The organism is Nostoc sp. (assembly GCF_036917975.1).
Classification (GTDB): Bacteria; Cyanobacteriota; Cyanobacteriia; order Cyanobacteriales; family Nostocaceae; genus Nostoc.
Window position 1 is genome coordinate 90,965 of the sequence record NZ_JBALEJ010000043.1, and the last position, 12,585, is coordinate 103,549.

Sequence of the window (12,585 nt, forward strand, 5' to 3'; positions counted from 1 at the left end):
ACTTTTAACTCCTAACTTTTTACACCCCACAACTCAACTCGCCGGCTTTTTGACTAAAGCGGTGATTCTCCCGATAATCTACGGGACAATCTATCACGGCGGGTACATCTTGAGCGAGGGCTTCTTTCAAAGTGGGAATCAAATCTAAAGCCGATTCAACTCGGTAGCCTTTTAAACCCATGCTTTCAGCAAATTTGACAAAATCAGGATTGCTAAAATGCACAAAAGATGAGTTTCCTTTGCCAAATTGATTTTCTTGCTTCCACTCAATTAACCCATAGCCGCCATCATTGAAAATTATGGTGACAAAGGGCGTACCAACACGTAAGGCTGTTTCTAATTCCTGAGAATTCATCATAAAGCCGCCATCACCTGTGACAGCAACGACTTTGCGGTTAGGATGAACGAGTTTTGCTGCTAAAGCACCAGGAATGGCAATACCCATAGCCGCGAAGCCGTTGGAAATTATGCAAGTATTAGGGCTATGGCAATGATAATGACGCGCCATCCACATTTTATGTGCGCCAACATCAGAGATGACGATATCATCTGGGCCCATCACTTGTCGTAAGTCATAAATTAACTTTTGTGGCTTGATAGGAAATCCGTCATCATGGGCGTACTGTTCGTAATCAGCCCGAATCTCTGACCTTAAGCTAATAGCAAAAGGATCGGGTTTGCCATGTCGGTCTGCTAATTTTAAAATTTCATTAAGTGAATCTGAAATATCTCCCACAACTTCGGCGTTGGGAATATAACTACTATCAATTTCTGCTGGACTTACCCCAATATGCACAATGGGAATTTCACCATTACGATTCCATTTCTTGGGGGAAAACTCAATCAAATCATAGCCGATCGCAATTACTAAATCTGTGTTGTCAAAGGCACAGGTAATGAAGTCTCTTTGCTGTAATCCTACTGACCACAAAGCTAGTTGATGTGTGTAGGGAATCACGCCTTTACCCATGAAGGTATTGGCAACAGGTATATTCAGCAAGGTGGCAAATTGCGTAACGGCATCACTTGCATGAGCGCGAATTGCTCCATTTCCGACTAAGATTAATGGGTTAACTGCTTGGCAAATTGCGGCGGCGGCTGCCCGAATGCTAGCAAAAGAGGCATAAGTTTTTTCGCTATTATCCTTACGTAAAGGTTTGCCTTCTACAGGCATGGCAGCAATGTTTTCTGGTAAATCGATGTGAACTGCACCAGGTTTTTCGGATTGCGATCGCTTGAATGCTTTCCGTACTACTTCGGGTGTAATACTCGGTCGCACAATCTGCTTATTCCACTTGGTAACAGGTGCAAACATTGCCACCAAATCTAAATATTGATGGGATTCAATATGCATTCTATCTGTTCCCACTTGACCGGTAATCGCCACTAAGGGCGCACCATCGAGGTTAGCATCTGCTACCCCAGTCATCAAGTTGGTTGCCCCAGGGCCAAGAGTAGAAAGACACACTCCGGCTTTTCCGGTTAAGCGTCCGTAGACATCCGCCATGAATGCTGCACCCTGTTCATGACGAGTCGTAATAAATTTAATCGAAGAATGTTTTAAGGCTTCCAAAACGTGCAGGTTTTCTTCACCAGGGAGTCCAAAAATATATTGCACTCCTTCATTTTCTAGGCACTGCACCAATAATTCTGCTGTATTCATTTTTCTTGCCGACAACTCTATTAACGAATAAGACTTTTGTTCTTTGTCATTGGTCATTTGTCCTTTGACTAATGACTAATGACCAATGACCAATGACTAATCATTTAACCCAGACTGTTTTCACATTGACAAACTCATGTATACCCTGGATACTCAATTCTCTGCCATATCCAGAACGCTTGATGCCACCAAAGGGCAACCGAGGATCGGATTTGACCATACTGTTGATAAACACGGCACCGGCTTCAATTTCCTCAACCAAGCGATCGCTCTCTTGATTGTTGGTTGTCCAAGCACTTGCACCTAAGCCAAAGGGTGAGTCATTAGCGAGTTTAATGGCAGCATCAATATCTGGAACCCGGAATAACAAGGCTACCGGGCCAAAGAATTCTTCTTTGGCGATTGGTGTATCAGGCGGGATATCTATGATAATCGTTGGCGGATAAAAGTTTCCAGGACGATCTGATAAAGGGTGTCCACCGGTGAGGACTTTACCACCGTTGCTGATGGCGTCTTGCACTTGTTTATCTAAATCCTGGAGGATACCAGGTGTTGCCAGTGGGCCTAAATCGGTATCTGGTTCCATAGGATCGCCTACTTTTAGCGCCTGAAATTTTTCTAAAAGCAATTTTTCAAATTTGTCTGCGATCGCATCTGCGACAATAAAACGTTTCGCTGCAATACATGATTGCCCGTTATTTAACATCCGCGCTGTAGTTGCTGTGACAACTGCTGTCTCTAAGTCAGCACTTTCTAACACGATAAATGGGTCACTTCCTCCCAATTCCAAAACGGTTTTTTTAATTTGTTTGCCGGCGGCGACGGCGAGGGATATACCTGCTGGTTCGCTTCCTGTCAAGGTAGCGGCTTTTACGCGGTCATCAGCCATTAAATCGGCGACTTTGGCAGCGCCGATTAATAGAGTTTGAAACGCACCTCCAGGAAAACCTGCCCGTCGGATAATATCTTCTATTGCTAAGGCACACTGCGGCACATTGGAAGCATGTTTGAGTAAGCCGACATTCCCCGCCATTAGTGCGGGTGCGGCAAAACGAAAAACTTGCCAAAAGGGGAAATTCCACGGCATCACCGCGAGAATCGCACCCATTGGTTGATAACGTACAAAACTCTGACTGGCATCAGTTTTTACACTGACATCAGCTAGAAAACTAGGCGCGTGTTCGGCATAGTAGCGACAGACGGCGGCGCATTTTTCAACTTCTGCGATCGCAGCTTTAAATGGCTTACCCATTTCTAGAGTCATTAACTTAGCAAATTCTGCTTTGTCTTGCTCTAAAATGTCGGCTGCTTTTTCTAACCATTGCGATCGCGTCAAAAAACTAGTCTGACGATACTGTTCAAAAGTCTGATTAGCTAAATCGAGTTTAGCGACAATTTCTGTGTCATTGAGCGCCTCAAAGGTTTTAAGCGTCTCCCCAGTGGCGGGATTAATGGTGGCGATCGCCATTACCTGACCTCCCATTAAAAAATAGCTTGAAGTTGGCTTCCTAATGTTATACATATAAATTGAGAAAGCTACCATCCAAATTCTAGTCTTTTAGCCAAAAATTAGCTGCCCAATATGACAATTTTTCAACTTTCATTGAATTAAAATATACCAATCGACAGGTATTAATATTGATGAATTAAATCCAAGTGAAGTTGCTATAATTTGCACAATTGAGGAATCAAGCCATGACTCAAGTTTTAGGTAAAGTAGTTACATTCGATGAATTCGTTGCTAAATATCCAGATAACACAGGACAACGTTACGAACTATATGATGGAGTAATAATTGAGATGCCACCACCTACAGGCGACCATGAAGAGGTGATTGGATTTTTAGCTACAAAAATCACTTTAGAATATAGTCGCTTAAATCTTCCTTATTTCATCCCCAAAACAGTATTTGTCAAACCAGTTGAGAACGAATCTGCTTATTCCCCAGATGTCCTGATACTAAATCAGCCTAATTTAGTTAATGAATCTCTGTGGAAAAAAGCATCAACTGTTACTCAAGCAGCATCAATTCCTTTAGTAATTGAGGTGGTAAGTACAAACTGGCGTGATGATTATCTAAAAAAATACGCTGACTATGAAGAAATGGGAATTCCTGAATACTGGATTGTTGATTATGGTGCATTGGGCGGTAGAGAATTTATTGGCAAACCCAAACAACCGACTATTTTAATTTGCTGTTTAGAAGAAGGTGAGTATCGCGTTAGTAAATTTCGAGGAGATGACCGTATTCAGTCGCCAACTTTTCCAGAGTTAGATTTGACAGCAGAGCAAATTTTTCGCGCTGGCACAGTCGGTAATTCGTAATTCGTAATTCGTAATTCGTAATACTTCTCTACGAGAGGCTGCGCCCGAAGCGTAGCTATGCCGCAGGCTTTACGGCCACGCTCAGTACAAGTTCGTAATTCATCTTTATAGGAGTATGTCACTAGATGGATTACAGAATCTAGACCTCAAAGCCCAATCCCTAAAGATTAATAATTGGAGCAATGATAGTTGGCACTGGTTGCAATTTTGTCTGATAAACCTTAACTAGTCGCTCAATTCCTTTGAAACGATAATCTCCCATTTCTTGGAAATCTGAGGGTTCTGAAAGCATTTTATGGGTGGCTTCACTAATCACGCATTCACTAGGAGGACAAACTGCCTCCATCCGAGCAGCAAGGTTAATCGTCGCGCCTAATGCCGTATAATCTACCCTTTGGGAACTACCGACATCTCCCACCACAGCTTTACCGCTATTAATTGCAATGCGTAATTGCAGGGGTTCGTGCCAAAAACCATTGGCATTAAGATGTTCCAGGCGAGTAAGCATTCCTTTGGCAGCGGTAACAGCGCGATCGGCATGATCTAGTTGCGGTTCTGGAGCGCCAAAAAATGCCATAATACAATCGCCAATGTATTTATCTAAAGTGCCGCCACAAGTAAACACTTCTTTTAGCATTTCTTCAAATAAATTATTTAATAGTTGAGCGATCGCAGTTGGTGTTAACCTTTCAGAAATTGCCGTAAAGCCAACTAAATCCGCGAACAAAATACTGATTTCGCTCTCGGCTGGTGCTAAACGGCCACCTGGTAATCCACCTACAGAGATTAACTGCTGTACAACTGCTGGAGAATGATAACGTTCTAGTCGGTGACGAATCATCTCTTCAGTTTTGAGTTTCTCTACTAATAGCCAACGCTGCACACTAGAAGCCACAAGGTTTGCTAAAGCTGAAAAAAAGCTTAATTCTTCTTCGCCTTCATTAGCCCAATGGTAAGAAGAAAAGTTGGCATCGGCATATAGTACGCCTACAACTTTATTTTCATCCCATAAAGGCACAGCCATCGCGCTGCGAATGCCTTTGACTAAAATACTCTGTTCGCTAGCAAACCGTTCATCCTGATGAGTATCACCAGTTTGAATGACGACTTTTTCCTCAAATACCTTTTGACAGATACTACGACTAATCCAACTGCCATCAGCAGGGAGATTTTTCTGTTGAAAAATATTTCTAGTAGCAGCATTCACTAATTCCAACTGGCCGCAACCATTGACATCAATTAATAATGCCAAGCGATCGATACTATCAAGGTAACGAAAAACTACTTGCTGTACTTGAGAAAAAATTTCTTCTATAGACGCTGCTGCACAGAGATTTTTCGCTATGTCTACTAAATCTTTGAGACGGGCAATGGTTTTGTCCTTATTGCTGATGTTGCCATCCTTGCTATCAGCTGCAATCCATTGCTGTTGTAGTTGTTCGACATTGTGAAGAATTGTTCTTTGTTCATTAATGTCAGAAATTCCGGGATACCCAGGTGTCGGTTGAGAAACAGGGCTGGTGAGCAGTACCACCAGGCTAACATTGCCCAGCCAAATGATATCGCCGTGATGTAACTCTTGAGGATAGTTAACAAGATATTTATTGACTTGCGTTCCGTTTTTGCTGCCCGTATCCTCAATAGTCCACACACCATCAGCTGTTTTCACCAGGCGAGCATGGTTGCGGGATACTCCAGCAAAAGGTAAGTACAAGTTACATTCCGGCAAACGACCAATTGTAAATACATTTTGGTCAACTGCGATCGTTGTCTCGTTATCTCCCTCTTGTAGGCGTAGTGTGAGTTCAGTCATGGGTGTGATAGATCCATCGAAGCTAGAGGTCAAGCAACTCTAAGGTTAAGTTATACCCTACAGGTTAACCTTCACCTTTGCTTTATGACACTGTTAAATGCATTCCGACAACTGCATGTGACAGATATTACATTAAATAATGCTCTTGTGATCGAGCGATCGCATCTGTGACATCACCTGAAAAAGTAGCACATCAAATAGTTTTGATCTACTATCACCCAGATTTTTGGAACGCTACTCACCTACTACTCAAAAATGGGCTGAGAATGCTTGTAATCTAGTTAGGTGGTAATTCTAAACTAATTTCACCCAACAACCCTTTGCGGAAATCTGTTAAAAGTTGCCTTGCAGCCCGCTCTATATCACCTTTGTAACGATGCTCCGCTAATGCGTGTAAATACGTATCTCCGGTGTCTGATGTTGAATCAAGTTGGTAACGAGACTCTAATGGTTTTTTTGGTAATAAATCTGCGGCTACAGCTTCCAAATAGTTAAGTAAATCCACTAGGGCTGCTGCTACTAGCTGGTTATCGTAAGATGCTTCACCGATATCATCACAAATAGCTAATTTTAATGCTGCGTCTTGGTCTTCTAATCTTAGAGGAATGACACCAGGAGCATCTAGCAATTCCAAATGTTCGGAAATTCGCACCCAGCGTAGTTGACGAGTTACCCCAGGACGGGCTGCACTTTCCACTACTCGCTTTCCCAACAGGCGGTTAATTAAAGCTGATTTACCGACATTAGGAAAACCAATCACCACAGCCCGCACCGGACGGGGTAACATCCCGCGATCGCTTCTTCTTTGATTGAGTTCTACCCCAGCGGCTTGTGCTGCCCGTGCTACTTCTGCTATACCTTTACCATGTTGAGCGTTGGTAAAATAAGGGACTTCTCCTTGACGTTTAAACCAATCGATCCATAGCGATCGCATTTGTGGCGTAATCATATCTACTCGGTTAAGTATCAGCACCCGTGTTTTACCTTCCACCCATTCCCCTATTTGGGGATGGTGAGTCGCTAAGGGAATCCGGGCATCTCGTACCTCAAATACTACATCTACGCGCTTCAGCTGTTCTTTGAGCTTCCTTTCGGCTTTCGCAATGTGACCTGGATACCATTGAATCAGGTTTAATCTATAGTTTTGAGTTATAGCCATAATCAATTACCAAATAAATTATTATTACTTATCAATTATCATTCACTATGGCTTGATGTAAAATCAGACGATTACCATCAGGGTCATAGGCATAAATTTCTTTGCCGTGGGAAGCAATGGAAATTTCTCCTGGTGGAGGATAGCCCAAAGATGTTAGGTGAGCGATCGCATCTTCTAAGTTGCTCACCTCTAAACACAAACTTATCTTACTTTTGGTGTAGAAATAAAGTGGTGCAGGGGTCGTAGTTTTGGCAGTTCCCGTTGTTAACGCAGCATTAGCGATTCCGAGAGTGTCACTTTCAAACCCGAAAGGGTTGTCGTTAGACATCGTTTCAAATTCAGATTCGTTTGTGTTCTTTGGTTGAAAAATACCTAATCGCATACCAACCAAATTAAACTCAGCATAGACATTCGGTGTTAAAAGAACTGGCTTTTGCTCCAACAATTTAGTATAGAAATTTACTAAATTTTCCCAATTAACTGATGCTATGGTGACAAATGCGTTAGTGTACTGTAAAACCATATTTACCTATCGCCCTTTAAACTTTTTTAATTATATTTTTGACTTTGCCTAAGAAATAAGTAAGTATTAACACTAGTGGTCACTAAAGGAAGTGATTATAATGAAAGTCAAAAATGAAACGTTCAAACCGCCTTGCTTGGATCGGAGCGATCGCTTGTGCAATTTGAGTGATATTATGTGCAATTAAATAGCTTTGGCAATTCTATTTGATTTGCAAATACCTAGAGCTTCAGACCCCTCACTTATTAAAGAAGTCAGGGATATTTTTGTTCTGGTATTACTGATGACATCCCTGTAAAAACATATATAGTAGTGCCTATACGCAAGGCAAGTTGTCATTAGTAATTGCAACGCTATGTTAATTAATGAATTAAGAGATATTAATTTTATTATTTTTCCTGATTGGTCTAATTTAGAAACTGCGATCGCAGAAGACTTGATGAATGTTCTCAGAACTCTTTCCACACATCCAGCTAGACAAGATATAACACTGCTAATTGATAGTCAAAGTTTATCTGATGAATTACAAGATAATGCTAACTCATTACTTTTTGAAACAGTTCTAAAACTTAGTTTAGAAGAGGCTATCTCTGAAGAATTGAATGTAGGGTTTACAGGTCAGTTAACCACCCAAGAATGGTCTATTATTAAATCATTAATTAACTTTCGTATCCCAATTAATAACGAAGATCGCTACATTATCCAGCAGCAAGAAATCGCCCAAGTTCCCAGATGTGAATTGTCAGAAATTGAACAGCAAACTATTTATGAAGCGGCTCGGTTAGAGTCTTGGCACAGATGGGGTGACTATTTCGCAGACAGTGAATCTCCTGAAAACGCTATCCCATATTACAGCAAGTATTTATCCAGTTGTCCGCACCAGATTAACTATTATCTCAAGCTAAGTAATGTTTTGTATAAAACTGGCCAGATGCAAGCAGCTATCAAAACATTGCAAAATGGTATTACCAATTGCCCTCAAGCAGAAGAACTCTATTACTGGCTGATTATTCGTCTAAAGCAAAGCCAAAACTATCTGGAAGCTCGTAACTTCGCTCAAAAGGTTACGCAAAAGTTTCCTGAAAACTACGTATTTAAAATATTGAGCTATCTTATGCTCCCAGAAACTTATCATACTCCTCAAGAAATTGATATCTATCGGGCATGGTTTCAGCATGGGCTAGAAAAACTAATTCAAGAAATAACAATCAATAGCCCCGATGAGCAAAAAAAAGCTTTAATAGGAATCAGCCATCATACAAACTTTTTTCTTGCATATCAGGCAAAAAATGATCTGGTGTTACAGCAGCAGTATGGACGGCTAGTTAACCAAATTATGGCGGCAAATTATCCGCAATGGAGTCAGAGGCATCCGACTTCTTCTATTAGCAACAATCAAAGAATTAAAATTGGCTATCTTTCCTATTTTTTATGTAGCTGGAGTGGAACAGTTTTATTTTTAAACTGGCTGAAATATGCAGATAATCAAAAATTTGAAATTTATTCGTATCACATAGGGCATCAAATTGATACTGCTACTCAATTATTTCAGTCTTATAGTAAAAAGTTTTATCATTTGCCAAATAATTTAGAACAGGTTTGTCAACAAGTTATTGACGATCGCCTTGATGTGTTAATTTTTCCAGAATTAGGCATGGATGCCACAACACTATGTATTGCTGGACTCCGTTTAGCACCGATTCAATGTATGGCTTGGGGGCAACCGGTTACTTCTGGACTACCCACCATTGACTATTTTTTATCTAGCGAACTGATGGAGCCTCTGAATGGCCAATATCACTATACCGAAAGCCTTGTACGTTTGCCTGGTGTTGGGATTTCCTATCCTACTATCAAAGTGGACTCAGTTCGCCGCAACCGATTATTTTTTGGATTACGAGAAGATGCGATCGTCTACATCTCTAGTCAAGCTGCCTATAAATATCTACCGCAGTACGATTACATTTATGCAGAAATTGCCTGTCAAGTTCCCAATGCTCAGTTTATGTTCCTGCGTTCTGGGATTTCTCCAGAACGTCTGAAACAGGCATTCGCGGCTGTAGGGTTAGATAGTCTTGACTATTGTGTATTCTCTCCCGTTCTACCGCGTGATGATTACTTTGACTTGCTTTCTTTGGCAGATATTTACTTAGATACCTTCGACTGGGCAGGTGGTAATACAACACTGGATGCGATCGCTTGTCATTTACCGATTGTCACTTGTCCTGGTGAGTTTATGCGGGGGCGTCATTCTTATGGTTTCTTGCAAGCTATCGGTGTAACACAGACAATTGCAGATGATGCCTCGCAATATATTCAGATTGCAGTGCGATTAGCCGTAGATATTAATTGGCGATACTCAGTTCGTGAAGCCCTAAAACTCTCAAGCAACGTTCTGTTTGACAATCCCACTGCTACCCAAAATTTAGAAGCATTCATTAAGCAGGCGATCGCTTTGAAAAACTAAAGCAAGTATATTTTGACTTTATCTGAAAAATAAGTAAGTATTAGCACTAGTAATATTCAAAGGCAATGAAAGTCGAATTGAATGAAACGTCCAAATCGCCTTGCTTGGATCGGAGCGATCGCACTATTTGCGATAGTTATACTTAGTTTGTTCGCGGCTCCCAATAATACTAAACTTAATGCTGGTTCTACTTATAACCGCGCCCCTGATGGCTATGGTGCTTGGTATGCTTTTATGCAACAGCAGGGAGTTTCTATTAAACGCTGGCAAAAGCCTTTTAGTGATATTCAGCCAGAAAATAGCCCAATTACCCTCCTCCAGGTAGGCGGGGAGACGATGCTGGGTATTCAAGAGCGTGAATGGGTAGAAAAAGGAAATACTTTGGTAATTTTGGGTGCGGGGGCGCGGGTTACTGAAGCGGAGTTTAGCACTATGCAGAAATCTTCCCAAGGTAATATCAAAATTGATACACGTAGACGAAATAAAAAAGCTAACTCCAAGCAAATTGATTTAGGCGATCGCTTTGGTGCTGTTGTCTGGAAAGAAAATTACAAACAGGGAAAAGTGATTTTTTCTACCACTCCTTATTTAGCCGCCAACGCCTACCAAGATAATTTAAGTAATTTCAAGTATCTAGCTAGTCTAGTGAATGAAAAAAATCATACAATCCTTGTCGATGAATACATCCACGGTTACAAAGATGCCGATGTCAGGAAGAAAGAAAATGAAGGAGATTTATCTAGCTTTTTTGCTAAAACTCCTTTATTACCAATATTGGTACAGGTAGGTATCTTGCTATTAGTGCTAATTTGGGCGCAAAATCGCCGTTTTGGTAAGCCAGTAGCTTTAGATATACCAGTTATAGATAACAGCGAGGCATATATCCAAGCTTTAGCTGGAGTCTTACAGAAAGCTGATACCACCGACTTTGTTGTAGAAATGGTGGGTAAACAAGAACAACTACAACTCCAAAAAGCCTTGGGATTAGGGCAAATACTTTTAGAACGTGAAGCCTTGATCAATTTTTGGATCGAAAAAACAGGTGTAAGTGCAGCAGAACTAGATGCAGTTTTAAAGTTACAATCTCGCAAACAACCCATCAGTGAACAAGACCTGTTAAGCTGGTTGGGGAAATGGCGAACCATTAGATTAATTCGTAATTCGTAATTCGTAATTCGTAATTAATTTTTGGAATTAAGCATAATATATTTTCGTTAGTTATTTATCAATAAAAATATGAGCGAAACCCATCCAATCTTATTTCGCCTTGGTCAAAGTCTTAATCAAGTAATTGTTGGACAATCTAGCCTAATACAACAACTTTTAGTAGCACTGCTAGCAGGTGGACACGTAATTTTAGAAGGAGTACCGGGAACTGGTAAAACCCTCCTAGTAAAAGTGTTGGCGCAGTTAATTCAAGGTGAGTTTCGCCGGATTCAATTAACACCAGATGTTTTACCTTCAGATATTACTGGTACAAATATTTTTGATTTGAATAGCCGCAATTTCACTTTGAAAAAAGGGCCAATATTTACTGAAGTGCTGCTAGCAGACGAAATCAATCGTACTCCTCCCAAGACACAAGCGGCGCTACTAGAAGCAATGGAAGAGATGCAGGTAACGCTGGATGGTGAAAGTTTGCCATTACCAGATTTATTTTGGGTGATTGCAACCCAAAATCCTCTCGAATTTGAGGGCACTTATCCCTTACCAGAAGCGCAGTTGGACAGATTTTTATTTAAGCTGGTGGTAGATTACCCCGACCAAGCTGCTGAGAAACAAATGTTACTCAATCGTCAGGCGGGTTTTGCAGCAAGGCGTTTGGATATTAGCCGTTTAAAACCAATTGCAACAATCGCTGACATTTTGGAAGCACGACAAGCAGTCAAAGAAGTTAAAGTATCAGAAGCGATCGTTGATTATTTGTTGGCGTTGGTGAGAACATCGCGTCAATATCCTGATTTAACTTTAGGCGCATCACCTCGCGCCGCCGGTGCTTGGTTGCAGACATCTCAAGCCCTAGCATGGTTAGCTGGAAGAGATTTTGTCACACCAGATGATGTTAAAGCAGTTGCATTGCCACTACTACGTCATCGCCTGATTTTGAAACCAGAAGCAATGCTGGATGGTTTACAAATTGATGCAGTAATTGCCTCGGTAATTAATCAAGTACCAGTTCCAAGGTAAAAAACTATTTGGGAACTTCAAGACATAAATTATCCAATATTGTGGGGTGGCAAGTTTAAATTAGACGTAGACGTAGCGACTGTCTTAAAAGTCAAGCGATCGTTAAAACAAGTCGCAAGTCGCAAGTCGCAAGTCGCAAGTAAGTTTTGTGAAAGCGACGCGCAAAGCGAGTCTGCGATAGCGCCGGCGGCAAGCGAGTATTTTCGAGTCGCGTCCGGGGATTTAGACCCCGACCCAAAACTTGCCGGTTATTGAACCGGGGGACTTAAACCCACGGAGTTTGTTAACAAAAAACCGGGACTGTCAGGTATTTTATGAAAAAAGTGAAGGTTTAAAACCTCGCCCGCAAGTGGCGCGAAACATTCCTTGTATCCCAAGGTAGGTAGAAACCCCTCTTCCCGTTGTGTCTGTCTTGATTCAATTGCGAATTGCGTTAGCGTAGCGGGGC

At 41.3% G+C, this 12,585-nt stretch carries 9 protein-coding genes; 4 read left to right on the top strand and 5 right to left on the bottom strand.

Going from position 1 to position 12,585, the window contains the following annotated elements:
- Window positions 1-19 precede the first annotated feature (19 nt).
- Complete coding sequence (locus tag V7K76_RS19210; RefSeq protein WP_334777792.1) at window positions 20-1,663, bottom strand: acetolactate synthase large subunit; 1,644 nt, start codon at window positions 1,661-1,663, stop codon at window positions 20-22.
- 100 nt (window positions 1,664-1,763) lie between these two features.
- Complete coding sequence (locus V7K76_RS19215; protein WP_334777791.1) at window positions 1,764-3,131, bottom strand: NAD-dependent succinate-semialdehyde dehydrogenase; 1,368 nt, start codon at window positions 3,129-3,131, stop codon at window positions 1,764-1,766.
- A 227-nt stretch (window positions 3,132-3,358) separates the two neighbouring features.
- On the opposite strand from V7K76_RS19215, the gene V7K76_RS19220 reads away from it, so the two are divergent.
- On the top strand, window positions 3,359-3,988 hold the full coding sequence (locus V7K76_RS19220; RefSeq protein WP_334777724.1) for a Uma2 family endonuclease: 630 nt from the start codon (window positions 3,359-3,361) through the stop codon (window positions 3,986-3,988).
- 160 nt (window positions 3,989-4,148) lie between these two features.
- Here V7K76_RS19220 and V7K76_RS19225 read toward each other — a convergent pair whose 3' ends face one another.
- The 3 genes from V7K76_RS19225 to V7K76_RS19235 form a co-directional block, all read right to left on the bottom strand.
- Entirely contained in the window at window positions 4,149-5,801 is a 1,653-nt protein-coding gene (locus tag V7K76_RS19225) for an adenylate/guanylate cyclase domain-containing protein (RefSeq protein WP_334777723.1), read from the bottom strand.
- A gap of 277 nt (window positions 5,802-6,078) precedes the next feature.
- Complete coding sequence (ylqF, locus tag V7K76_RS19230; RefSeq protein WP_334777722.1) at window positions 6,079-6,960, bottom strand: ribosome biogenesis GTPase YlqF; 882 nt, start codon at window positions 6,958-6,960, stop codon at window positions 6,079-6,081.
- Between the two features lie 31 nt (window positions 6,961-6,991).
- Entirely contained in the window at window positions 6,992-7,483 is a 492-nt protein-coding gene (locus V7K76_RS19235; protein WP_334777721.1) for a VOC family protein, read from the bottom strand.
- Window positions 7,484-7,838: 355 nt separating this feature from the next.
- Between V7K76_RS19235 and V7K76_RS19240 the strand changes: the two genes are divergently transcribed.
- From V7K76_RS19240 to V7K76_RS19250, 3 genes are all read left to right on the top strand, one after another.
- The gene (locus V7K76_RS19240; protein ID WP_334777720.1) at window positions 7,839-9,950 is read left to right on the top strand and encodes an O-linked N-acetylglucosamine transferase, SPINDLY family protein; all 2,112 of its coding nucleotides are present in this window, start codon (window positions 7,839-7,841) and stop codon (window positions 9,948-9,950) included.
- An 81-nt stretch (window positions 9,951-10,031) separates the two neighbouring features.
- The gene (locus tag V7K76_RS19245) at window positions 10,032-11,117 is read left to right on the top strand and encodes a DUF4350 domain-containing protein (protein ID WP_334777719.1); all 1,086 of its coding nucleotides are present in this window, start codon (window positions 10,032-10,034) and stop codon (window positions 11,115-11,117) included.
- 69 nt (window positions 11,118-11,186) lie between these two features.
- Entirely contained in the window at window positions 11,187-12,137 is a 951-nt protein-coding gene (locus tag V7K76_RS19250; RefSeq protein ID WP_334777718.1) for an AAA family ATPase, read from the top strand.
- Window positions 12,138-12,585 lie beyond the last annotated feature (448 nt).